Raw genomic sequence first — 26,103 nt, forward strand, 5'->3', positions numbered from 1 at the left:
GGAAAGGTCAATATCTCAGTCTATGGAACGCCTGATGCAAGGGATGCTTGCTTTTTTAAGTTGCCGATAACCCGTTCCATTCTAATATGAAACGGCAAAAACGAACGTGATATCCGGGAATCCGTTCTCCATTCTCCATTCTCCATTCATAGCATTCAAAAATCCGCTGATTGGTTCCTTCTGAGGCAAGGGGATAATAGTACGATTTTTCCAAAATGACACGGAAATTAGGTTAAACCTAGATGAAATAATGGGACTTTTTACAACTAATTCTACGAAAGTCGGTTATCTATTAAAATTAGTTGTACTTTGTGCGATTAAGCTGTTGGCCGAATAAATTTAATAAAGGCTGTCGAGATTTTTCTCGACAGCCTTAGCGGTCTTCCCGCCGCTTGATCTTTAAATCCTTTCGCCGTTTCCAGTACCCGGACGTAATCCATTTCGCCCTTATCGAAGACGGGCCAAATCCTCAAGAACGGCATTCATCGCTTCGCGCGACACTCTGGCCATCGCGTTTTCGCTAATCTGCTTTAGCGTATTATTGCTCATGAAGTTCAGCATCGCGCCCTCGAACAGATGAGGAAGATGCTTCTTCAGAACATCGGTCGTCGTTTCCGCGCTCAGAAGATCGGACAGCCGCATTTTCTCCGTATAGGCGACGCGGAACATATCCGCATTCCGATAAGCGAAGCGATAAGTTCCGGAACCGACCGTCAGCCTGACGCTCCCGTTCGCTTCCGCGGACGAAGTAATGCCTGCCGCCGACGCCAGCTCCCGGCCATCTTCCGTCAGTCCGCCGAGGGTCGCGCCTTTCAGCACCACTTCCGCCGTCGCGTTCGCCGGAATCGTCACGTTCACTTCGATCCTTTCTCCGCTTACGACCCAGCCCGATTCAATCCGGCCGTACATCGATTGATGCGCCGTTCTCGCGTGCTTCATAGCTTGGGTCCCGAACAACGGTTCGATGCGGATCTTCTTGAATGCGGGGGCCGCGGCGTCCATATCCAGTCCGGCGACCTTCCGGTACATCCAGTTCCCGATGGCGCCGTAGGCGTAATGGTTAAACGAGTTCATATCGTCGCTCCAGAACGAGCCGTCCGGCTTGATGCTGTCCCAATGCTCCCAGATGGTCGTCGCGCCCTTGGACACGGAATAGAGCCAGCCGGGATAACTCTCCTGAAGCAGCAATCTCATCGCGGTATCGTGGTAGCCGTTGTTCGACAGCGCGAAGCACAAGTACGGCGTCCCGACGAATCCGGTCGTCAGGTGGTAGTCGTTGTCGGCGATCAGATCGTTCAGATCGCTTGCCACCCGGGCCCTAACCTTGTCTTCTACCAGATCGAACAGGAGCGCAAGCACGTGAGCCGTCTGGGTCGGTGCCGCCATACGGCCGGTTTGCGTGACGAACTCCGCCTGAAAGGCTTTCAACACCTGACGCTGAAGCTCGTCGTATCGGGCCGCATCCTCCGCTTTCCCGAGTATGCGAGCGGCATCCCTCACAATGCGAGTCGAGTACGCGAAATAAGCCGTGGCGATCAAAGCGGTCGGAGTCGCGCCGATATAGCTGTTTTCCTTGGCGTCGAGACCGAGCCAGTCGCCGAAATGGAACCCCGTGTCCCACGAATATTCGTTCTCTCCCTGGGCCCTGATGTACTCCACCCAGGCTTTCATGCTGTCGTATTGTTCGGCCAACAGCCGCCTGTCTCCGTAATACTCGTATACCGTCCACGGACAAATGACCGCGGCGTCGCCCCAAGCCGCGGAGCTCGCGCCTCCTACGACGTCGGGAACGACGAACGGAACGCCGCCGTCCGGGTGCTGCTCGGCTTTCAGATCACGCAGCCACTTGGTGAAGAACGGACCACCCTGAAAATTATATAACGCCGTGCCGATGAAGACTTGGGCATCGCCCGTCCAGCCTAGCCGCTCGTCGCGCTGCGGGCAGTCGGTCGGCACGTCCACGAAGTTGCCTCTCTGGCCCCACCGAATGTTGCTTTGAAGCTTGTTCACCCGCTCGTCCGAGCATTCGAATTCGCCGGTCGGCTCCATATCGGAATGAATGACTTCGCCGGCGAAAGCGTCAAGCGGCAGCGTGCCGCCCGGGTACCCTTCCACCCGGATATACCGGAATCCCATGAAAGTAAAGGATGGCGCATAGGTCTCCGTCCCTTCGCCCTTCGCGACGTACGTAAGCGTCTGCTTGGCGGGACGAAGATTGCCGAAATAAATGTTTCCGTCCTTATCCAGCACTTCCGCATGCCGGATGACGATACGCGTTCCCGCCGGAGCGTTGACGGACATGCGGACGCGGCCGACCATGTTCTGACCCATGTCCAGCACGTGATCGCCCGCCGGCGTGACGAAATAAGCGACCGGTCGGATCGTCTCCGTCACCCGCATCGGCACGTTCTCCTGCGCGACGAGATGCGCGAAAGGCAAATCGACGGGCTCGGCCGCCGCCCATTTTCCGTCGTCGAAACCCGTCTCGCTCCACCCGGTCTGCTCCAGCCTGGCGTCATAGGATTCGCCGTGGTAGATCGAAGCGTACGCGATCGGACCCGCGGACGTTTGCCACGTCGAATCCGTCGCGATGACCGATTCGGAGCCGTCCTCGTAATTCACGTGAAGCTGCAGCAGCGCCGCCCGCCGTTCGCCGTAACGGTAATTGCGGTTATCGAAACCCATTCCTTGGTACCATCCCGTACCTAGCAGGATGCCGACCGCGTTGCCGCCCGTCCGAAGCAACTCCGTCACGTCGTACGTTTGAACCTGCAGCCGGGACTTGTAACTCGTCCAGCCCGGGGCGAGCAGCTCGTCGGATACCCGCCGCCCGTTCGCATACACTTCGTATACGCCGGCTGCGGTGGCATAGATTCGTGCCGACGCGATTCCCTCTTTCAGCGCGAAGCCTTTGCGCAGCAGGCAAGCCCCTTCCGATTCGGCCCCGGCCGGAGCCGAAATCCACTTCGCGTTCCATTCGCCATTGTCCAACAGCCCCGTCTCCCACCAGGCCTCCTCGCTCCAGTCCGATTCCCTGCCCGATTGATCCCACGCTTTGACTCGATACGAATACCGCGTGCGCGACTGTACCGCCGGTCCTTCGTAATCGACCTGAATCGATTGCTCCGTCTCGACGAAGCCGGTATCCCACAATGGCGAAGCGAAATCGCCGTCCGCTCCGGCCACGACCAGCCGATATCCTTTCTGGAGCGTGCCGCGCGCTTCGGACGACAGCTGCCAGCTGAACCGCGGCGCGGTCACCCCAATGCCAATCGGGTTCGTTCGGTATTCGCATGTCAAGGCCGTTACTTGTAATGCGCTCATCTATGATTGCCTCCTCAGATCGGAAATCCGCATTTAATCTTCGTTAACCTTTAACCGATCCAGCCGTCATGCCGGCTACGATCTTCTTATTGAAGAAAATAAACAACAGCAGCGGCGGAATCGTAATGAGCAGAATGTTCGTGAACAACAGGTTCCATTGGGAGACGTATTGACTGGTGAAATTATAAAGCGTCAGCTGCACCGTCGCGTTCTTGGAGCCCGGGAAGAAATACAGCGGGTTCGTGAAATCGTTGAAAATGCCGACGGAAGACGTGACGATGATCGTCGCCGTCACCGGCTGCAGCAGCGGGAATATGATCGTAAAGAACAGCCTGTACCCGCCGTAGCCGTCCACGACCGCCGCTTCGTCGATCTCGCGCGGGATCGCGCCGATAAAGCCCCTATACAGCAGGACGGAGAAGGGGAAGCTTAGCGCGACCTCCACCAGAACCAAACCCGTCATCGTTTTGAACAGGCCGATCTCGTCCAATACCCAGATCGTCGGAACGATGGCCGGAGGAATGATCAAGCCGGCCAATACGAAGAACGTGATCCAAGGCGTGGCTTTGTCCGACCTGCGCTGCATGACGAAGGCGGCCATCGAGCATACCAAGATCAAGACCGCGATCGACAGGACCGTCAGCGTCGCGCTGTTGACGAAGGCGCGAACCAGCATGTAATCCCTGGCGGAGAAGACGGCCCTGATGTTCTCCCAAAGATGAATTCGGGACGGCCAGTCCAGGTTCATCAAGGAAGCTTCCTTCGCGTCTTTCAAAGACGTGACGACGACGAAATAGAGCGGCACCCAGAAAATAAGGACGGAAGCGAGGACGGCGACGGCTTCGATGCCGATCTTGCGGATGCTCCGGCTCACAAGTCCACCTCTTTTCGGTTCAAGTACCGGGTCAACGGGAATACGAGCGCGGTGACGAACACGAACAGAATGACGTTGCCCGCTGTGGCAAGCCCGTAAAAGCCGCCTTGATACTGCTTATAAATGATCGAGGCGATGACGTCGGTCGCGAAGCCCGGGCCGCCTCTCGTCATGGCCCAGATAAGATCGAACGAGCGGAGCCCGCCGATAAAGGCAAGAACGATGACCGCGTTCGTGGCGGAACGGCTTAGCGGAACGATAATGCTCCAGAACTTGTTCCAAGCGTTGCCGCCGTCGATCTGAAGCGCCTCGTAGTACTCCTCGGGAATGGACATGATGCCTGCGATATAGATGACGGTGGCGAATCCGACGCCTTTCCAGACATCGACGAACGCGACCGACAGCAGAGCGAGCTTCGTATTGCCGAGCCAATCCGGACCTTCGATGCCGAACCACCCAAGCGATGTATTGATAAGTCCCGTCGTCGGATGCATCATCATGCCGAAGGCGATCCCGACCGCGATCGTGCTGACGAGGGTAGGAAAAAAAACGACGGATCGCAAATAACCCTTCGTTTTTATTTTCGATGTCAGAAATACGCCGAGCAGCAGCCCCAGCACGACTTTCAGAACGCAAGTAACGACCGCGTAGACGAACGTATTCTTGAAGCCGATGCTCAGGGAAGGCTCTTCGAAGAAGGAAGTAAAATTGTCGAGCCCGATAAAATGCCAATCCGACAGCGTCCACCTCGTCATGCTGAAGAAGAAGGACATGAACGTCGGCACGATGAAAATGACGGTGTATATGATGGCCGCGGGAAGAAGAAAGTTGTACGTATAAATTCTCTTGAAGACTTTGGTCATCCTGATCCCTCCTGATCCGGGTGAAGCAATCGGCCCTGCTCGAGCTTCTTCGCAGGGCCGATTATGCTTATTCAAGCCGCGATCGATTTACCAGCCTGCCAGACCGAGCTGCTTCGCTTGCTTCTCCACGTCTTTGTCGTAAAGGGCGGCGGCGTCTTTCGCTTTTCTTTGGCCCGACCCGACTTCGACCGTAATTTGTTCGAGGCTCGGTCCTTTGACCGGGGATACGAACTCGAGCGCGGGAGCCGTCGTTCCGTTATCGAAGTAAGGAAGCATGTCTTTGACGACCTGAGGCACAGTGTCCGGGATGGCGGCGTCTTTGACGACATAAGGTCCGACGGGCGTGGACACCTTCGCGACGGTAGCCATTCCTTCGACCGAAGCGATGAATGCGATGAACTTCTTCGCTTCATCGGCATGCTCGGTGTTTTTGTAGATATAGACGGCGCCCGGCATCCATACCGTCAAACCGTTCGAGTCGGCGCTGTCGCCCGGTTGGGCGAAAAATCCGATGTCTCCGATTTGGTCCGGATTGTTCTGCGCGATCGCCGGGATCGCGAAGGTGAGCATCGGATAGTGCGCGCCTTTGCCTTCAGCGAGCATCTTCATCCCGGCGTCGTACGTAGTGGCCAAGAAGTCCTTGTTGTAGTAACCGACGGTTTGCTCAAGCTTCTCGAAGCTTCTCAACGCGGCTGGCGTCGTCGCGTATTTCGCCTTGTTGGCGGTATAATCGGCCGCGAAGCTCTGAGCCTGCGCTTGAACGTTGTAATAATCCGCCAGAACGATAAGCTGGGACGTCCAAGTGTCTTTATACGTGCCGATGATCGGGGTGATGCCCGCGGCTTTGATCTTGTCGTTGTTCGCCATCAGCTCGGCCCAGGTCTTCGGAACGGCAAGGCCAAGATCGGCGTACACCTTCTTGTTGTAGAACCAGCCGCCTCCTATCGAGGAAGTCATGGGAGCGCCGAATACTTTGCCATTAATGGTAACGGTTTGTTTGAAAGAATCGAACACGTTGGCCTGGAATGGCTCGTTCGTCAGATCCAGCATGTTCTGCTCCGGATTAAGCGCTTGCATGAGTGATCCGGAGTTGTAGAAGAAGATGTCGTTCATGTCGCCGGTCGAGAGGCGCGTCTTGACGAAGTTGTCGCCTTCGCCGCCGCCCGGGCGAGTCTCCGTTTCGATTGCGATGTTCGGGTTTTGGGCCTGGAAAGCGTCAACCAATGCTTTGGCGATGTTAACGGAATCCTGATTGTTGTCGATGAGGAGCGAAAGCGTGACTTTCTCTTGAGAGTCGCTGGCCGGCGCGCTGCTCGAAGGCTCGCTGCCGCCGGAAGCCGAGGGGCTGCTTTCACTGTTCGACGAACCGCCGCCGCAGCCGGCAAGCAGGCCGGTCAACAGGACTGCGCTGGACAGTGCGGCAATGAACTTCCTTGGTTTACTCATTCGTTTGTCCCCCTAATCATTCGAAGTAAAAAAGGCTTCATAGGGCCCGGGTACCCTGTAGCCTTATTGTAAGAGGAAGCGCATTCATTCGGCAGTGCGTCATTCTTTGGGTTCGGTTCCGATTTTTTTGGTTATTCAGACTTTATAAGTTTCACGCTTATCCATATCTGAATAACCACCGCAAAGCTACTCCGTCGTCGAAAGGACGCCGAAGGCGTTTTTGCTTGGAATCGCCGTCAAGCTCGCGTATCCTTATATTGTCCGGGAGTGAGTCCGGTATATTTCTTGAACACCTCCGTAAAATGCCGGTGCGTCAAATAACCGACCTTCTCGCTGACTTCGTTCACCTTGAACCCCTTGCGCAGCATCGTTTTGGCCAGCTCCATCCGGTACCGGGTCAAAAATTTAATATACGTTTCCCCTACCGCTTCCTTGAACACAACGCTCAGGTAGGTGGCGTTAAGACCGACATGCTCGGCCACTTCCTGAAGCGAGACGTCGCGCGAAACATTCCGTTCGATATAAAGCCGGGCTTTCTCCACGGCGGCGTGTTTCGTATGCTCCCGGACATCCATGACGCTGTCCGCGATGGCTTGGATCTGCTCCCGGAACCACTCGGCAAGCTTTCCCTTCGCGGCCATTTCCCGAATTTCCACATGAGGCATATAGCGCTCTTGCGAAGCGGACGATTGGCCGGAGGTCGTACCGGATTCCTTAGCCGCTTCGAGCGCCAAGTAGATCAGCTTAAGCATCTCGCGTTCGGCTACGTCCGGGTCCAGCTTCGCCGACTGGATCCACCCGACGAACCGGTCGACCTGGTCCATCAACAGCGCTTTATTGCCCGAGCGCATGCCGAGGATGATCGCCTCCTCCCGCTCGGACAATTCTTCAGGCGAGGTCATCAGTCCGCCCAACTCGCCGAACGGGACAACTCCCTTGACCTGAAGAAACAGAGCGGATTTCAACGCCCGCTGCGCTTCCTTATAGCTGTGCGGAGCATCGGCCATATCCGCATAGGTTTTTCCGATGCCGATGACGTTGCCGGCGTTCTCGAAATCGTTCGCGACATCGTCCCAATACGTGTTCGAGAGCTCCATCAAATGAAAGACGACAGCCGCCGTTTCCTGCCCGTTGCGCAAATAAACCGTCCGATAAGCCGGATTGTCCGGAAGCGCGAACTCTTCGGCGGAAACCCATACCGTAATGCCGACGACTTGTTCGGCCTGCGGTCCGAAGCTCTCCCGCCACTTGGGCTCTGCTTCTATCCCGAACAGAAGCAGCTCTCGCACCGCTTTATCCAGCAACTCCTGCCTGCTGTCTTCCCATTTGCGTTCCAGCGCCCGGGTTTCGTTCTGCCTGCCGATATGTCCCAATACCTTACGGAGCGCCTTCTCGATGCTCGCTTCCGTGATCGGCTTCTCCACGTAATCCGCAACGCCAAGCTGAATGGCGCGTTTGACATATTCGAATTCGTTGAAGCCGCTGAATACGATGCACCACGTATCCGGCGCTTCCTTCAGGATCTCCCCGACCAATTGCAAACCGTCTATTCCCGGCATCCGGATGTCGGTCAGCACGATGTCCGGGCGCACGCTTCGGAACATCGCAAGCGCGGAAATTCCGTCCCCCGCGGTGCCGACAAGCTCAATCCCCAGTCCTCCCCAATCGACTAAGGCTCCGAGCGCCTCCAGCACGATGTACTCGTCGTCGAACAGCACGGCTTTAAGCATTCGGGGTCACCTCTTCCGGAAACGGTTTAATGCGGAATTCGATTCGGGTTCCGCGGCCCGGTTCGCTTGAAATCTCGAAAGAACTTGAAGGACCGTAATACAGCATCAACCTCTCCCGAACGTTGCGAAGACCATACCCTTGCTCCGTCCGGGAAACGTCCTCCATCCCTACGCCGTCGTCTTCCACCGCGAACAAAAGGAAATCGCCGTCCTTCCGTCCTTCGAAGCGAATGGTTCCTTCTCCGATTTTCGGCTCCAAGCCGTGATAAATGGCGTTCTCGACCAATGGCTGCAAAATCAGCTTAAGCATTTCGATTCCCATGATGGCGGGATCTACATCCACATCGTATCGAAACCGGCCATTGTAACGGATGTTTTGAATGGTCATGTAATGCTCGATATGCTTCAATTCCTTGAAGACGGGAATCGTTTCCTTGCCTTTGTTCAGGCTGAGCTTGAAGCTTTCGGATAAAGCGAGCGCCATCGCGGCGGCTTCCTCCGTTTTCTTCAGCCGGGCCATCCAATAGATCGAATCGAGCGTGTTGTACAGAAAATGCGGTTTGATCTGCGCCTGCAGCGCGCGCAGCTCCGCTTCGCGTTCCTTCAGCTCCGAATGAAAGAGCCTGGCGTCCAGCTCTTGATTTTCTATCGCCATTCGCTTGAAGGTCTCGCCTATGGCGCCAACCTCGTCTTCTTTAAATGCGCCTCCGATATCGCGCGAGCCTTTGTTCCAGTCTACCATCATCTTCTTCAGCTGCAACAGCGGGCGGGTGATGCTGCCGGATACGATAAAGGAAATGACAAGAGCGACAAAGGCGATCAAAGAGGCGATCAGGGCTGTCGCGGTGCCGATCTTGTTCGATTGCTTAAGCAGCTCGCGCTTCTTGATCATGTGAACGAACGTCCATTGGGTCGATTGGTTCCGGAACTCGCTGATCAGGTAGCCCCGCTCCTTCAGCTCGTCCATCGTTTCCGTCAGCGTGCCGACCGCAAGCGGGGGGGTTAGAGCCGGTACTTCCGGGTATACGATCCGGGCCGTTTCCCGCGACGAATCGATCGCCATGAATAGCCCGTTCTCCTGGCTGGCGTTAAAGACGCTGCCGAACATCGACTTCGATAGATTGACGACGAGCAGTCCGATCGTCTTTCCCTCGCGGCTCTCGGAATCCCGAAACAGCTTGACGGTAGAGAAGGAATCAGCCTTGTCTCCCAGCACGTTATAACCGAAAAAAACGACGCGCCCTTGCGCGTTCACCGCTTTTCGGTACCATTCCGTCCGTTCGATCTCCTGCTTCTTGTTCGGCGTCTCGTATATGCCGGCATCGTCGGACCTGCCTAGACAGTACGTTTGGTAATGCAGGTCGAACACGCACATCGAATCCACGAACCGGGTATCGAAAGAATTGTTGTTGATGACCCTCTGAAGCCGGTTGATCGTCCGGGTATTCATTTCGTTTTGTTCCTGGCTGTTCTTGATTTCGCTTTTCCGCAAATCGTTGCGAATATCGTCGTTCAGGACGACGTACCGGTTAAGATTCACGATGTTTCGGAACAACAAATCCGCAACCTCGCTGGAGGTGCGCAGGTGATCGATGTTCGTTTTCGTATTGTTTTCCGTCAATGTATCTTTGGCGATATTGAAGGACACGTAGCCCAGTAGAAATAACGGGGGCAAGGAGAGCAAGATCATAACGAAGAAAAAGCGGCTTCTGATTTTGCGGAAACGAATACGTGAAATAAGCTTGCGGGTTCTGCCGGCCACCACGTCCACCCCTTCATAACCAATAAGCGACCCGATGATTGCGCCCAGGCCGCTTCCGCTCTATGAACTATTATTTTAATCAACGCCCGCCGCAAAAGAAAGCGCTTGATTTTTTGGGCTCGAGTCCGGTTTTTTTGGATATCTTGGCCATCATTTCTTTGATCGATAAAATCCGGAATCCATCGTAATATAGATTTTCCCGTTCCCTTCCCGAATCTTCTCGTTCAAATAGGTTCTAAAGGCTTCCAATTTATCGCCTGCAAGGGAGTACCTTGCGTTCATCGGCGTCGAGGTAATATAACGAATAAGCGGTTCCGCCTCGCCTACCTCCATATCATCTTCGTACCGGATCAATTCAATCGAGGAGAAACGGGACGCCAGGATCTCCATTCCGTTATCCAAATGAAACCTTTCCATAACTTCGTCCAGCACTCGCATTTCCGGGTCGAACGACCTCGCGAGCTGCTCTATTTCCCGAAGATGGCTTCTGCTCATGGTAGACGTATAGAGCATGCCGTCATTCTTAAGTACCCTATGGCATTCAGACAGAGCTTTCCCGATATCCAACACGTGATAAAGCATGTGATTCGCAATGACCACATCGAATTCGCCGTCGTGGAACGGAATCGATTGCGCGTCGGCTGTCAGGAAAGCAAACTGGCCGCTTCGGTCGTTCACATTGACGCGAGCGGCCTCCAGCATGCCCGTCGATAGATCCGTAAGCGTGATGCTCCATGAAGGGGGGATCCAATCTGAATTTCGGCTCCACAAAGCGGCATCGCCGCAGCCGAGTTCCAATATTCTGAGATCCGGCGCCGTGCCGAGCTGATCGAAGAACCACCGGTGCCAACCGAGTTTATTGGCGCTGAATCGGTCGTACAGCTGAATTCTTGCCTGCAGTCTGAGCGCATTGCGGTACTGCTCTCCCCAATTATTTTCGGTATGAATCATTTGAATGATGTCCGACAAGCTGTCCCAATCCGCTTCAGCCGTATCCTTCAGCAACTCCAGCGCTTCATCGATCGCCTTGGATACATACTGCATGTGGGACATTTTGTGCCGGATCACTTCTTTCTGCATCAGGAGAGAGCTCCTTAAATCCTGTTCGGGAAACGCGCCGTCATGAATAATTTGCCTGATCTCGGCAAGATTCAGACCGATATACTTAAGAGCATGGATTTTTTGCAGTCGGACCAAGTCTTCTCTGCCGTACAAGCGGACGGATGCATGATTGTAATACGACGGCTTCAGCAAACCTATCTGGTCATAATACCGCAAGGTTCTAATCGTCATTCCCGTCCGTTTCGCGATCTGTCCGGTTGTCAGATATTCTTTATCTCCGCGCTTCAATTCTAGCGGCCCCCTTCGAATGCCTCCTGCTCTCGGTTAAACAAATCCTTGAGGATGTGCGCGATGCCAATCCCAAGCGCTCGCGACCATCCTTTCCAAGTTGCTTCGCTTCGGGCGCCATTTTAGCTCTGCCATGATGAGATCGGGCGATGCGATCAGTACCGCCGGATCCCCCGGTCGTCTGGGAGCGATGCGTTCCGGGACGGGCTTTCCGGAAACTTTCCTGACGGCTTCAATGACTTCTTTGACGGTAAAATCCTCGCCGCTGCCGAGATTATAAACGCCGCTTTTCCCTCCGCACCTTAAATGATTCAATGCCAGCAGATGCGCATCAGCGACATCCATAACATGAATGTAATCTCTTATGCAACTTCCGTCTCTCGTAGGATAATCGTCACCGTATATCGATATATTTTCTCTTTGTCCCAATGCAGCCTGAATAGCCAAAGGAATAAGATGAGTTTCGGGATCGTGATTCTCGCCTATGAGCCCGTTATCGTGGGCTCCCGCCACATTGAAATATCTCAAAATCACATGCTTGATCCCGTGCGCCAGTTCAGCCCAATGCAGCATCCTTTCTACCGCCAATTTGGTTTCTCCATACGTATTTCTCGGCATCTTCCGGTCGTCTTCCCGAATCGGAATACGTTCCGGATCGCCATAAACCGCCGCCGTAGAAGAAAACACGATTTGGTCCACGTCATGCTCGCGCATAACCTCAAGCAACCGCAATGTACCCTCCACATTATTACGATAATACTTTAACGGATTCGTCATGCTTTCGCCAACAAGCGAGCTGGCCGCCAAATGAATGACAGCTTCGATGTTATTATCGTTAAAAATTCCGTTCAGCAATTCCCGATCATTCAAATCGCCGTGATACAGTTTACCGCCTAGTACGGCCTTCTCTCTTCCGGCAACCATGCTGTCTAGAACAACGAGTTCCTCATGCCGTTCGATTAAGGATGCAACGATATGACTTCCAATATAACCGGCTCCGCCGCAAACTAATATCGTCAATTTACAGGTGCCTCCGTTTCATCGAATCTTGCTCAACCAATGGAATATCTTCAACCCGTTCGTACACTTGCAGTCCCTTTTCCCTTGCCGCTCTTACCATTTCATCGGCTCCCTGCGACGCTCCTCCGACCCGTAGTACTGCATTACAGTGGTCAAGCAAACGAACGGAAGACGGATGGAAGATTCGATTAAATATATCATCTCCGATATTCGTCGAGCCGGCCGTCGCGATAAGCGGCAATGCATACCATTCCCCTAGTACCGGCAAGTGTCCCCGATCGTAAATTTGAAGAGCTACTTCATTCATGAATCGGACATTCCGATCAATGAGTTTGGGGTCGTCATTCGTACCGGAACGGTAAGGCCCTGCAACAAGGATGTGCTGAGGTTTCCGATCATTCGTCTTTGCCTCGAGCAGTCCATGGATTTGCGCGTATTGAAGCAGCATGATCGTTTTGCCGTCCCGGATTTCGCCGGTATGGATCATATCGAGAGCTTGATGAAACGGAAGCTCTATCACTTCGATGTTTTCTTGCTCCTCTTCTACGCCTCCACCCTGTCCCTCTGCCAGATCTTCGGTGCACTCGGCCGCATAAAAGTGCAGAAGTTCCGTGACGGATCCCGGCGACATATAAGCCTCTCCTACCTTTTGCACGCGGTTGACTTGATAACCCGTTTCTTCCCTAGTCTCGCGCAGGATGCTTTCTTCCGGCGTTTCTTTATCCAAGAGACCCGCGCAGGTTTCAATAAGCATCCCCGACTCGTTGCCATTCCGATAAGTAGGCATTCGAAACTGTTTAGTCAGTATAACGGTTTGCTTTTGCCGGTTGTAAAGCAAAATCGTAGCTCCGTTCCCGCGGTCGTAAACTTCGCGGGATTGCGTCTCCCATTGTCCGTTTTCCTTTTGATATTCGAACGTAACCTTTTTGAGCAAGTACCAATTATCCGATAGAAGTTCCTCGTTTACGATTCGTACTCTTGGGCGACGCGCTGTCATCTTGATTTCCTCCCTTGAAAAATCCTGTAATTTCATTGTACACGGTGACGTTACGTCACCTTCAAGCAAAATATTCGCTCTGCAGAAAACGAAAAGGATGCCTCCCATGTATGTGGGCCTGCGGCAACAGGCTCACGGGATGCATCCTTCATGTTGTTATGAAAGGTCGGAAATTTTTTTCTTCGAAGAAGACCGGCCAAAGCCGCTGCTTCAATTAACCGCAAACCGGTAACTTCCCGAACCCACGTTCCGAATCCAGAACGTTCCTTCTATGCTTTCGACAGCGAAGTCGCGACAATTCTCCGAAAGCATCCCGGCGCCGATGACGGGCATCCCGATATCCGCGGTCGTTCCAACCGGTATACTTACTTCAAGGAACATGCCCTCTCCGTCCCTCGAATACGCCATGCTAATGGCGCCGTACGCACTCCCTACGCTGCCTTTCGCCTCTTCTATCCCGTGCGATAACGCAGGCTCTATGATGATTTTCCGATATCCCGGCTCTTCCATTCTGATCCCAAGGACGTAACCGGTCAGCCACTCTTTCACATGACCCATCATCGCATGATTCCTCGAACGCACCATCGTGCCCAGCCAGAGCTCCTCGTAATTCCAATATTCGGGCAACGTCGTCAGTCCGCGATCGACGAAGAACTTGTAACTCGGCTGCGTATCGTTCATGACCATTCGATAGACGATATCGTTCCGGTCATGCGCGCCGAGCGATGCGAACACTTGCTTTAAGCCGACTTCGCCGGAAGACAGGTGATCATCGCGGGCTTGAACGGCTTCGATCAGCTTTACGACCGCGCTCCCTTTGTTCTCTTCCCATGCAATGCCGCTGAATAGCACGCATCCGTAGCTGGCTTGGCTGCCATTCCCGTAATTGCCGGTGCCGGGCTGATAACACGTCTCGTTGAGGTGAAAACGATCCTGGACAAGAGCGGCCTTAGACGCGTATGCCTCTACGTCTTCGGGATGACCGGTCAGCCATGCAATGCTCGACATCGTGCTCAGCAAATAATAGTAGGCGCAGTTCTCGACTAACGCGTTAGGCGTCGATTCGTTTAACTGTCCCCAATCCCCCATCTGCGCGTAGCCGTTCAACAGTCCTTCTTCCGCGTGGGATTCCAAATAGACGAGGTACCTCTTCATCGTAGCGTATCCGCGCGCCAACAAAGTCTTATCTCCGTATATCCGATAATACTCCCAAGGCGTCAGAATGCAGGCGCCGCCCCAATTCGGGTCCCTGTGCAAGCCGACGATGCGATGGTATTCCGGCGCGATCGCGGGCATGTATCCGAGACCCTCGGGATCTCCGTTCCGGATATCCGTCTCGTCCGTCTGCGCGTCGATCATATCCTGCGCGATCTTCGGAATCCACGAACGGATATCATAACCTGCCGACATGGAACGGAACATTAAATGCGTCGTTTCGAGCCACCCCAGCTTCTCGATCTGCGGGCAGTCCGTAAACGAGAAATACATGTTGCTTTCGATAGCCCGTTCCGTAATTTCGTTGATTCGATTCAATACCGGATTCGACGTTTCGAACGTTCCCGTCTTCTCGTTCGCGACTCTGAGCACGCAACAATGGAAATTGTCCGTCGAAGCTTCCCACTTGAATCCCGACACCTCGACGTACTGGAAGCCTTGATAACAGAAAGAGGGATGCCACGTTTCGTCGCCCGTTCCTTTCACCGTATAGCCGTTCGAAATGTCGCAATGGTATTTCCGGGACCAGCTCTGCGTGCAGGAGGATTGGTCTACGCCCGATCCGTCCGCGTTCAGCGTTTCGGCGGGGTACATTCTGATCGTCGTACCCCTATCCGCTTCCGTCATGCCCCGCAACGCCAATTCCGGAAATCCGGCCACGTTCCGTCCCATATCGACGAGAAGATTGCCGTTGGGCAGTCGGGTCACGGAAGCCGCGGGGAATTTCTCCATCATTCTGACGGGATTGAATGCCTTGCCTCTTAGCCTTCCGAGAGGCTTGGACATCCGCTTCGCATGGTCCCATCCCGATCGGTCCGTTCCGGGCATATCCCATCCGGCTATTTCCGCCGTCGCATCGTAATCTTCGCCGCCGTACCAGTCGTTGAACTTGATCGGGCTGTCCGTTATGCGCCATCGCTCGTCCGTCGCCGCAACGATTTCCGTTCGTCCGTCCGCATACGAGACTTCGATCTGGGCGATCGCTTTTTTATCGCCGTAAAGTCCATTCCTGACGTAACCGCCGTCGTTTTTCTGGTAGCGATGCTCGGGCGCTTCGGTATTCTCGTCCAGCATCATGACGGGGTTCATGATGAAGTTGACGTATTGTCCGTTGCCGATTCGAATGCCGATCGCATTCCGCTCGCTATTCAGGAGATCGGTAATATCGAACGCGACATAATAGACCGTCTTGGAAAAATCGCTTTCGCCCGGATGATAGAAGGCATCGTCCAACGGACGTCCGTTCAAGCTGGCCTGAAATAATCCCAAGCCGCTAATATAAGCGCGGGCCTTCACCATATTCGTATAATCGGGAACGCGGAATTCCGCGGCGATCTGGGGCGCCGCCGATTTGTACGCATCCGCGTCGTCCCCTTGCCCGATCCAAGCCGCTTCCCAATCCTTCTCGTTCAGAAGCCCCATTTCCCAAGAAGCCTGCTCGCTCCATTCGGACTCGATATCGTTCGCATCCCACGCTTTGACTTTCCAAAATGCCGTCTGTCTGGAGGAGAGCGGCAATCCGTCGTATTCGATCGCGAAGTTAGCGGATCCCGCGACTTTTCCCGAGTCCCATAGATCGCCGATATGACTGTCCAATTGTTCTTTCGTAGATGCGACCAATATGCGATAAGCCGTTTGCGTCTGATTTCGTTCGTCCGATTCGAGCGAATAGCCAAGCAAGGGCCTTTGCTTCTCGATACCGATCGGATTTCTCAAATACTGGACCAATAAGTTTGCGATTTTCATGATGACGCCTCTACCTCCCGAATCGATTACCCTTTCACCGCGCCGCCGACGATCCCTTTGATGAATTGTTTTTGCAGGAAAAGGAACGTGAGGACGAGCGGCAACGTCCCCAACACGATCGCGGAGAAAATCATCGCCCAATTGTTATTATACTGTCCGGTAAAGCTGAATATCGCGATCGTAATCGTGCGATTCTCCCGCGCTTGCAAATAAAGCAAAGGGACGAGAAGGTCATTCCATATGGTGAGACTGTTCGTGATGATGACCGATGCGGTGACCGGCTTCATCAACGGGAATACGATAGTCAGGAATGTCCGGAACGGTCCGCAGCCGTCGATCAGCGCGGACTCTTCCAACTCCTTCGGGATTCCCTTCAAGAAGCCCGTATACAAGAACACGGAGAAAGGGATCGTCAGCGCGATGTAGATAAAGATGACGCCCTGATGCGTGTTGATCATATGCATCGTTTTCAAGAGCTTATAGAGCGGAATCATTGCTAACGGAAACGGCACCATGATGCCCGAAATGAAGTAAAGGAAGAACGAGTTCGTCAGCTTGGTCTTGGTTCTTGCGATCGGATACGCGGCGAACGCGCTGACGAGTACAACGCCCGCAAGCGATAGAGCGGTAATGTGCAGGCTGTTCCCGAACGCGGAGAACAGATGCGCCGTCTTCCACGCCTCCGAGAAGTTGCTCCACATCCATTGCTTCGGAATCGAAAGCGAGGATTCAAGCAGCTCCTGCGGGGACTTCACGGCCACGTTGACGAGCACGATCAGCGGCAATGCGACGATAAGCGCCCATAGGATGAGGACGATGCCGGATAACGTTTTTCTCGCGATGGATGCGGGCATCAGGCTTCAATCTCCCTTCGGCGAAGAATTCGGAGTTGAAACACCGAGATCAACAAGATAATCACGAACATGACGATGGCGATCGACGTTCCGTAACCCATCTCGTTGAAATTAAATGCCTTTTTATATAAGAGAATCGAAAGCGACTCGGTGGCCGTCCCCGGTCCTCCTTTTGTCATGACGAAGATAATGTCGAATACTTTCATGCTGCCGATGATGGAGATGAGAATATTGACGGTAAAAGCCGGCGCGATCAGAGGGAACGTAATGCGGGAAAACCTCTGCCACCTGCTGGCGCCGTCGATGTCTCCCGCTTCGTATAAGTCGGCCGGAATGGCCTGAAGTCCCGCGAGATAGATGACGATCGATAGACCGGTCCATTGCCAGATGTTCGTGAATACGACGCTGTACATCGACCACTTCGGATCTCCGAGCCAGTCCTGGGCCCAACTTCCGAGTCCGATGTTTTCCAAGCCCGCGTTAATGAGGCCGAATACCGGGTTATACAAGTAACTCCAGATGAATCCGATCGCTAGCGCGCTCAATATGGCGGGAACTAAATAAAATACGCGAAGGAAACGCTTGATCCAGCTCGAGCCGTCGACTAAGATCGCGAGCAGCAACGATAGGACATTCTGAAAAACGGTTACGAGCAAGGCGAACACGATCGTGTTCTTTAACGCGATCCACACTTCGGAATCATGAATCAGTTTTTCGTAATTTTGGATACCGATAAAATGAAAATGCGGGTTTAACCCATCCCAGTCCGTCAAGCTGAAGTAAAAACTGCCTGCCATCGGAATCATGATGAAAAGAGTGAAGATAAGAAAAGCCGGCAACATAAATAGCAGCTGGATTCCTGGTTTCTGCATTCGCTATCCCTCTTATTTCCGTGAAGACCAGGCGGATGACTCCGCTTGATCTTCATCGTTTTTCTAGTCTATCGTTTATTTGCCTTTTTTCTCCGCGAACACTTTATCCATTTCTTTCAGCATTTTATCGATTGAGTAAGACTTACCTCCATCGACCAATACGTTCTGAATTCCGGTAAACATCGTATCTTGAACGCCTTGCGGCCATTTCTGGTCAAGGAAGTTATACGTTCCCACGTTCAGGTAAGGGACAAGTTCTTTCAAGGTCGGGCTCAGATCCGGATTCACGTCCGTGAACACCGGGAAAGCTTGCGCTTGCTTCAGCAGCAGCTCGTTATTCTCGGGCTCCGCCCAGAAGTCGATATATTTCTTCACCTCGTCCGGATGCTCCGTCTTCGCGCTGGCGCCGATGCCGAGCGCGATCGCGGACGACACGTATACCGGTTTGCCCGCTTCCGCGTAAGGCAACGGGAACATGCCCAGATCCGCGTCTTTGTTGACCCCCAGAATTGCCGGCAACGCCCAGTTGCCCATGACCATCATCGCCGCTTTGCCCGTTGCCATCAATTGAACCGATTGGTCGTAGCTGGTGCCCAGAACGCCTTTGTTGAAATAGCCTTTGTCGTTCAGCGCGATGTAGTCTTCCATCATCTTCGTCCAAGCCGATCCGGCGAACGTCGCTTTGCCGTCGTACATATCTTGATCGAAGTTTGGCGTATCCCGGTAAATCGCCGATGGCGCCATCGCGAAAGGGATAATCTGCGTGACCCACAAATCCTTGTTGCCGATCGCGAGCGGCGTAACGCCCGAGGCTTTCAATTTCTCGCTCAACGCTAGGAACTCATCCCAATTTTGCGGAATGGCAAGCCCTTGATCCGTGAATATTTTCTTGTTGTAGATAACGCCGATCGCGTTCTGGTCGAGCGGCAGCGCATAGACTTTGCCGTCCGTACTCTCCATGTCTTTCGCGCCCTGCTGCAGACGGGACACCCAAGGACGATCGGACAAATCCATCAAGTAGCCCGATTGGACGAACGGCGCTTTCCACGTTCCAGGGAGTACGCCCAGAAGATCGGGCGCGTCGCCGGAAGCGAAACGCGTCCGGATCAACGTCTGATATTGATCGACGGGAGCGTTCTCGTATTCGATCGTAATGTTCGGATACTTCTCGTGGAACCGCTTGTTGATTTCTTTGAGCGTAGGGCCCGCTTCAGCTTCCATGAAGTGAAGCATCTTAAGCGTGACCGGCTTGGCGTCTTCGGACGGCGATGCTTCCGCGCTTGCGCTCGGCGAAGCGGAGCTTGTCGCGGCCGGGCTCGCCGGGGAAGACTCCGCGGCGTTATTCCCGTTATTGCCTCCGCACCCCGCTAATACGGTGGATAGCAATAGGACAAGTGCAGTTGCCGATCCTACAAATCTCTTTCTAGATGACATTTTTATGACCTCCTGATAGGTTTGTCGATTACAATCTCAGTGTAACGGCAGGCCGCGACAGGAAATGCAGGGTCGTTTTCCAAAAAAGGTAGGTTCGTTTTCGACAATAAAAAAAGGCCCCCGAAATCTCTAAGGGACCCAATCATGATTGGTTTTCGTTTCCTCGAACGTCTTGTCCAGCTCGCTTAACGCCTTGCCGACCGAATACTTCCCTCCGCCCGCCATCCAATTTTGCAGCACTTGGAACAGCTTATCCTGCATGCCCGGCGGCCAATTCTGATCGAGGAACGGATAGGTGCCCGCCCGAATAGCCGGTTCGATCTCAGCTAGCGCCGGATCGAGCGCGGGGTTCACGTCCCGATAGACGGAGAAGGACTTCGTTCCCTCCAGGAACAACGTATTGACCTCGGGACGGCTCCAGAACGCCAAATACTTCTTCGCTTCTTCGGGATACGGCGTCGTACGGGAAACGCCGATTCCGATGCTTACGCCCGAAGATACCCAATACGGCTTGTCCGCATCCCCGTACGGGAGCGGAAACATGCCGATCTCGGCATTCGGGTTCGTCAGTAGAATCGGTCCGAGCGACCAATTCCCCATCACCATCATGGCCGCTTTGCCCGTCGCGAGCATTTGTACCATTTGGTCGTAGGTCGTGCCGAGAAACCCTTCGTTAAAGTAACCGTTCTTCTCTAACCTCGCATAATCTTCGAGCATCGCCCGCCAAGGGGAATCCGAGAACGACGCCTTTCCCGCATACATCCGCGCGTCGAAGTCGGGATGGTCGCGATAGATCGCCGACGGAGCCATCGCATAGGGGATGATCTGCGTTACCCACTGATCCTTCAGCCCGAGCGCGATCGGAACTCGCCCCTTGCGCTTGATCGTTTCGCAAAGGGATAGAAACTCGTTCCAAGTACGCGGTATGTCCAACCCAGTTCGTTCGAAAAACCCCTTGTCGTACAGGACGCCGATCGCGTTCCGATTGACGGGCATCGCGTACAGCTTGCCGCCGGTCGTCATCGTATTCCTGGCGTCGGGCTTCAGCCTGTCCGCCCAATCGCTTCCTGACAAGTCCATCAGAAACCCCGCTTCGGCGAAGGGCTCCTGCCACTTCCCCGGAAATACCCCGAGCAAGTCGGGGGCCCCGCCCGCGACGAATCGGCTTCGGATAATGCTCTGATATTGGTCGACGGGCGCATATTCCACTTCTACCGATATATTCGGATACTCCCGATGAAATCGCTCGTTGATCTCCGATACGACCGGCCCGGCCTCCGTTCCGAACCAATGCACCATCCTGAGCGTGACGGCATCGGGCGAGGTCCGCTCCGCGTTGTTCGCGCCTCGATCCGTTTCGTCGGCGCATCCCGCGCTCAGTAGGGCCGCAATCGCGATACTCATGAAGACGGACCCGATTCCTCTCGTTGCTTTCATGTTCATCCCTCTTCGATAGAGATCGTCAATCGTTCCGCTTGTACTGTTGAGGAGTGACGCCTATCCATCTTTTGAACGTCTGACTGAAGAATTTCGGATCCTCGTAGCCGACCAGCTTGCCGATATCCGTTATTTTCTTATATCCGGCGTCCAACAATTCTTTCGCCTTGTTCATTCGAACGCGAATGAGATAGTCGGAGAAATGATCGCCGGTCTCGGATTTGAACAGCTTGGACAGATAGCCGATGCTCACGTGATATTTGGCCGCGAAATCCTGCAGGCGAACCGTTTCCGCGTAATGGTGATGAATATGGTCCAGAAGCGGCGGAATGATCATCTTCGGATTCGGGAGCGCTTGTTCCGTGCCCGACATCAGACCGATCAAGCGCTCCGTCAGCCAGGCTTGGACGCTCGCTTCGTCCAGACAGGTTTTGAGAAAATCGTAGATCGAGTCGGCATCGACGGCTTCCGCCTCGCCATGCAATTCCGACATTTTGTATTTCAGGGCGTAGAACAGATCGGAAAGAAGAACGGACGATTGCTTCAACGTGACCTCTGCCCGCCGCAGCGCGTCGACGAGTCGTCTCGATTCCAACTGCAGCATGGCGTAATCGGCTTCGCGAACGTGCTGCTCGATGCGTCTCGCGCTATCCCAGAAAGGTTGAACCGCAACGTTGCGTCCCGTCGCGGGCATGAACGTGGATTGGCCGAGACGCACTTGCGACTCCAGCAATTGAAGGCATCTTTCGTAAGCCTCTTTCATGGAGTCCCGACTCGCCTTCAACCGGTATACCGTATGGACGACGTTAACCGACTCGCGAAAATAATCGTGGATCCGATTCGCTTTATGCCGCATGCCGCTCTCTCGATCCGTCGAGGCGGGGATCAACATAATCCTTAGGTGAGCGTCCACGTCGAAACAGTCCGCGCCGGAATCGATCTCGCTACGGAGCCATTGAGCCGCGGCGGATACGGGAATCCCGCTACGCGACCAGGTCGCCGGGCTATTCCAATTATCGGCCAGAATGGCGACGATCAGCCATTCGCCGGATGGTTCGTCGGTTATGCCGGTTTCCTCTCCGCTCTCAAGTCCGCGAACCTTCATCGATAACGACCAATTTCGTTCCTGACGGCTTTTCTCTTCTTCCTTGCGCGCGTCTTCGATCATCCTGTCGACGGCGGCATACAACTCCGCGGCAGGTACGGGCTTCAAGAGATACTCCTTGGCGCCAAGCTTCAGCGCGCCACGCGCGTATTCGAAATCATTGTAGCCGCTGAGCATGATCGCTTGCAGCCGCGGATGGCGCTCGATCATTCGGCGGATGACTTCCAGGCCGTCCATTCCCGGCATTCGTATATCCGACACGACGATGTCCGGCAGCCACCGATAAGCATAATCGAGCGCTTCCTCGCCATTATCGAAGCCGACGATCTCGTGCTTGTCCTCGTAAGGCTTCATCAGATGACGGAGTTCGTCCATCGCCAGCGCTTCGTCTTCAATCAGCATGATCTTCATGGCGCGCCTCCTTTGCTTCCAGCCGAAGAGGCAGCTTCAACACGACGGCCGTTCCTTCCCCGGATACGTCTCCGAACGACAACCCGTACTCGCTGCCGTACACTAATCGTAGCCTCTGTTGAATGTTGGCCAGCGCGATACCCATATGTTCCCCGTCCGCGTCGGAACCGTGCATGCCTCCGTCTTCGAAGCGGCGAAGCAGACGGTTCTTGACGGTCGCGTCCATGCCCGCGCCGTTGTCCGCAACCTCGATATTCAACGTGTCGCTGCTCGCCCGTACGCGTACGGAAACGACCCCGCCCGATTTACGTTTCTCGAGCCCGTGGACGACGGCGTTCTCGACGAGCGGCTGGATCGTCAACCGCAACACTTGGCATCCCATGAGGCTTTCGGGAATATCCGTTTCGAACGAGATCCGCTCCTGAAAGCGATATTTCTGAATTTTGATATAGCTTTCGATCAAGCGAAGCTCTTCCCTCAGTTCGACCGTACGGTTCCAATCGTACAGGCTGTAACGAAACAGATGGGCAAGCGACTCCGTAACCGCCACGACATCCTCCGACGCCCCTTTTCTCCCGAGCGACTTTAGTATCGTCAACGTATTGAATAAAAAATGCGGGTTGATCTGCGCCTGCAACGCGACCAATCGGGCATCTTTCTCTCGAATTTCCGCCACGTATATTTTAGCGATCATATCCTGCAGACTATCCAACATCTGATTGAATACTTTGCCGAGCAAACCGATCTCGTTCCGGTTGCCCGTTTGTTCCGCCCGAACGGTAAAATCGCCGCGCTCGACGTGCCTCATCGTGACGATCATTTTGCGCAGCGGCCGGGTCACCCCGGTAGCGATAAACCAGGCAAACGCGAATACGAGCAGCATGACGATGGCTTCGATTCCCATGACGGTATTCCGAATGACCTTTAGCTTATTCGTAATGGCATCCATCGGCGTCAGGATCAGAGCGGACCACCGCGTATAATCCGACCGATAATAGCCGTACAAATATTGCGTTCCCTGCAGGACGATCGTCCCGGAAGAACCGAGACGGGACACGTCGTTCCCGGACAAATCCGTCATCTTGCCGCCCGTCAACTCGTCGCGTTGATCGTACACGACTTGACCGCGATCCGTCAGAATATAGAGCAACGAATCGCCCGAATCGTTATTTCCCCGGAAGGAAACCAAATTCTTGAACGCGTCGGCATGGATATCGATTTTCATGTAGCCGATTCGCTTACCCGTATTTATTTGGTTGATCGGCCGAACGAGAGAAAAGACTTTCTCTCCCAGAAAATTCGTAATCGTATTTTCTTTCATCGTCGGCCACAGAATGAACGGAGTCCTTATCCCTTGATCGCCGTAGGGATACCAGGGCTCTTGTTCGATCGAATAATCGACGGGCGGACTTCGCTTGGACCAGAAATATATAAGCTCGCGTTGCTTGTCCGGATAGAGGTAAATACCTTGGACGGCAGGCCAGGAAACCGTCAGGTTGAGAAGATGGGACGTTACTTGTTGGGAAAGATCCGCTTGCTCCACGACGGAGCCGGGCTCCTCTTGTCCGACCGCCTTCTGAATGATGGCATCATTGAATACGGATAAGCTTAGCTTTTCCAAATCCTCGGTATAAAGCTCGATCGATCTCGAGATTTGGGCGCTATTGCTTCCGAGCAGTTGCAGCGATTGGTTCTTGAGCTCGGTTACGCTGCTGTAATAGTAGAAGACTCCGCTGCAAATAAATGATACCGCGAACAGAAATGAAAAACTGATGACGAGCTTCGTCTTAAGATTCCACGCTTGCCATAGTTTCATGGTTCCCTCTTCTTCGCCCTGATTCGTTAGTTCTATCATACCCTTGATTAGCCTGACCGCTTCTTCCTATTTAAATAATAATCGAGAATTCCCCGCATAAATGGGAGGGTAATTTTCCATTTTAGGTGGGGCGTTTTTCTACTTGATTAGGGAATAATATTTTTTCGCGACCGCATAGGCGAGCTTTGGACGGCGATAACGATCGACGATTCCTTTGCTGTTCTGAGTTCCCGCTCGCGTAATCAGCCAGCCCGTTCCTTCCGTCACCCGGCAATCGCAGAACTGCCAGATCAGCATGCCGGACAAATAAGGCCGCGCCGTGTACGCCGCCAAGTTCGCCTCGATGATATCCGCCTGCCTCTCTTCGGTTCCCCGCACGCGGCTCGGATCGCGCATGCCATAGTACCCGTCGGCGCCGAATTCGCTCATGATCATCGGCTTGCCGGCTCCTCCTTTCGCATCCGCCCATCCGCGCGCCAGGTCGCACAGCTGTCCGGGATCCTCGTCGGAGTACCAACCCGGATACAGGTTAAAGGATACGATGTCCGCGAGGTCGAAGCAGATCTCGTTCGCGCGATGATGGCTTGCGAAGGTCAGCGGCCTCGTCGAATCCAAACTGCGGATCTGTTCCAGCTGTCGCTTGTAATGAACCCGCCCTTCCTCGCAATCGCTGGCGCATTCGTTGAGAATCGCCCATAAGACGATACACGGATGGTTGTAATGCTGGTTGACCATCTCGCGGTTCACTTCCTCGCACTGCCCGATGAAGTTCGGATTGCGCATCTGTTCGATGCTTAACCCGCGGGCGTGATTCTCCTCCCAGACGAGCAAGCCCCGTTCGTCGCATAGATCCAGGAATCTCTCGTCGTTTGGGTAATGGCTTGTCCGGACCATGTTGGCGCCCATGTCCAGCATAAGGTCGATATCCTGAATCATTAAGGAAGGCGTCAGAGAAGCGCCTGCCATGGGATGATCTTCGTGGCGGTTGAAACCCTTCAATACGATATCCTCTCCGTTGAACTGGATTCTTCCATCGTCGGTCGAGATCGTACGGAAGCCGACCCGTTCGATCAAATCGTCGGAAGCCCGCTCATCTCCGTCGACATACACGAGAACGTTAAGATCGTAGAGTTGCGGCGACTTCGGAGACCATTCCCGAACTCCCGGAACATCGCCGTCCCAATCCAACTTCAAGGATTGTCCGGGTTCCATGCGAATCGGGCCCCATGCGATCTTTTTTCCGGCCAGCTCGGCTTCCGCTCTTATCTCGCGGGCTTCGCCGTCCGGATTGATAATCTCAGCCTCTAGCATTCCGCGCCAGGCTCCGATCTTCCCGGAAGGCGAGAATGCGATGCGTTCGACGAACGGACCGTTCAACGACTCCATCACGACCGGTCTGATCAGACCTCCGTATGTATAATAATCGTTGGGTACGTGCAGGGACGAATGCTCGCCGAATGAATTATCCACCCAGACGACCAACTCGTGCTCTCCGGCTTCCGCGAACGGCACGATGACTTGAAAAGCCGTATAGGCGTTATAGTGGCTCGCGACCTCCACGCCATCCCAGATCACGCTGGCGGTATGGCTGACTCCTTTGAATTCGAGTCGGATCGGACCCGACCGTTCCATCCGGACCTGTCGGCGATAGACTCCCATGCCCCTGTAGGTTCGAAGGCTCGGATGAGTCTCCCAGCAACCGGGAACCATGAGCCGATAATCGAACGTTAGCGTATCCGTCGTCGTAGTCCGATCGTTCGCCAACGCGAAATCCCATAAGCCATCCAATGTGACGCTCTCCCGAACGGCATGATTCTTGTACATTCGTTCCATTCTCTTTTCCCCCT

At 54.1% G+C, this 26,103-nt stretch carries 17 protein-coding genes; all 17 read right to left on the minus strand.

The window, feature by feature from the left end; all coding sequences use genetic code 11:
• Positions 1-447 precede the first annotated feature (447 nt).
• On the minus strand, positions 448-3,324 hold the full coding sequence (locus ACFPPD_RS07140) for a family 78 glycoside hydrolase catalytic domain (RefSeq protein WP_209750052.1): 2,877 nt from the start codon (positions 3,322-3,324) through the stop codon (positions 448-450).
• Positions 3,325-3,367: 43 nt separating this feature from the next.
• Positions 3,368-4,198: a carbohydrate ABC transporter permease gene (locus ACFPPD_RS07145; RefSeq protein ID WP_378081660.1), complete on the minus strand. Its 831-nt coding sequence runs from the start codon at positions 4,196-4,198 to the stop codon at positions 3,368-3,370.
• Positions 4,195-5,061, minus strand: coding sequence for a carbohydrate ABC transporter permease (locus tag ACFPPD_RS07150; protein WP_209750051.1), 867 nt, complete (start codon positions 5,059-5,061; stop codon positions 4,195-4,197). Before ACFPPD_RS07150 ends, ACFPPD_RS07145 begins: the two co-directional genes overlap by 4 nt.
• 87 nt (positions 5,062-5,148) lie before the next feature.
• Positions 5,149-6,507, minus strand: a complete 1,359-nt coding sequence (locus tag ACFPPD_RS07155) for an ABC transporter substrate-binding protein (RefSeq protein ID WP_209750050.1) — start codon at positions 6,505-6,507, stop codon at positions 5,149-5,151.
• A 236-nt stretch (positions 6,508-6,743) separates the two neighbouring features.
• On the minus strand, positions 6,744-8,237 hold the full coding sequence (locus ACFPPD_RS07160; protein ID WP_209750049.1) for a response regulator transcription factor: 1,494 nt from the start codon (positions 8,235-8,237) through the stop codon (positions 6,744-6,746).
• Positions 8,230-9,999, minus strand: a complete 1,770-nt coding sequence (locus ACFPPD_RS07165; RefSeq protein ID WP_378081665.1) for a cache domain-containing sensor histidine kinase — start codon at positions 9,997-9,999, stop codon at positions 8,230-8,232. Before ACFPPD_RS07165 ends, ACFPPD_RS07160 begins: the two co-directional genes overlap by 8 nt.
• Before the next feature lie 150 nt (positions 10,000-10,149).
• Positions 10,150-11,349, minus strand: a complete 1,200-nt coding sequence (locus ACFPPD_RS07170) for a MerR family transcriptional regulator (protein ID WP_209750048.1) — start codon at positions 11,347-11,349, stop codon at positions 10,150-10,152.
• A 36-nt stretch (positions 11,350-11,385) separates the two neighbouring features.
• Positions 11,386-12,369: a UDP-glucose 4-epimerase GalE gene (galE, locus tag ACFPPD_RS07175; protein WP_209750047.1), complete on the minus strand. Its 984-nt coding sequence runs from the start codon at positions 12,367-12,369 to the stop codon at positions 11,386-11,388.
• 1 nt (position 12,370) lies between these two features.
• On the minus strand, positions 12,371-13,366 hold the full coding sequence (gene nudK, locus ACFPPD_RS07180; RefSeq protein WP_209750046.1) for a GDP-mannose pyrophosphatase NudK: 996 nt from the start codon (positions 13,364-13,366) through the stop codon (positions 12,371-12,373).
• Positions 13,367-13,576: 210 nt separating this feature from the next.
• A complete protein-coding gene (locus ACFPPD_RS07185) occupies positions 13,577-16,327 on the minus strand; it encodes a family 78 glycoside hydrolase catalytic domain (RefSeq protein WP_209750045.1) in 2,751 nt (916 codons plus the stop codon).
• A 26-nt stretch (positions 16,328-16,353) separates the two neighbouring features.
• Complete coding sequence (locus ACFPPD_RS07190) at positions 16,354-17,181, minus strand: carbohydrate ABC transporter permease (RefSeq protein ID WP_209750044.1); 828 nt, start codon at positions 17,179-17,181, stop codon at positions 16,354-16,356.
• A complete protein-coding gene (locus tag ACFPPD_RS07195) occupies positions 17,181-18,053 on the minus strand; it encodes a carbohydrate ABC transporter permease (protein ID WP_209750043.1) in 873 nt (290 codons plus the stop codon). Before ACFPPD_RS07195 ends, ACFPPD_RS07190 begins: the two co-directional genes overlap by 1 nt.
• Positions 18,054-18,128: 75 nt before the next feature.
• Positions 18,129-19,487, minus strand: coding sequence for an ABC transporter substrate-binding protein (locus ACFPPD_RS07200; protein WP_209750042.1), 1,359 nt, complete (start codon positions 19,485-19,487; stop codon positions 18,129-18,131).
• Between the two features lie 129 nt (positions 19,488-19,616).
• Entirely contained in the window at positions 19,617-20,924 is a 1,308-nt protein-coding gene (locus ACFPPD_RS07205; protein ID WP_209750041.1) for an ABC transporter substrate-binding protein, read from the minus strand.
• A 25-nt stretch (positions 20,925-20,949) separates the two neighbouring features.
• Positions 20,950-22,440 (minus strand): response regulator transcription factor, encoded by a 1,491-nt coding sequence (locus ACFPPD_RS07210; protein WP_209750040.1) that lies wholly within the window; start codon positions 22,438-22,440, stop codon positions 20,950-20,952.
• Positions 22,421-24,256, minus strand: coding sequence for a sensor histidine kinase (locus tag ACFPPD_RS07215; RefSeq protein ID WP_209750039.1), 1,836 nt, complete (start codon positions 24,254-24,256; stop codon positions 22,421-22,423). The genes ACFPPD_RS07210 and ACFPPD_RS07215 overlap by 20 nt, the downstream gene beginning before the upstream one ends.
• 138 nt (positions 24,257-24,394) lie before the next feature.
• Positions 24,395-26,089, minus strand: a complete 1,695-nt coding sequence (locus ACFPPD_RS07220) for a glycoside hydrolase family 2 protein (RefSeq protein WP_209750038.1) — start codon at positions 26,087-26,089, stop codon at positions 24,395-24,397.
• Positions 26,090-26,103: the final 14 nt, after the last annotated feature.

This window comes from Cohnella suwonensis (assembly GCF_042655365.1).
GTDB classification, from domain to species: domain Bacteria; phylum Bacillota; class Bacilli; order Paenibacillales; family Paenibacillaceae; genus Cohnella; species Cohnella suwonensis.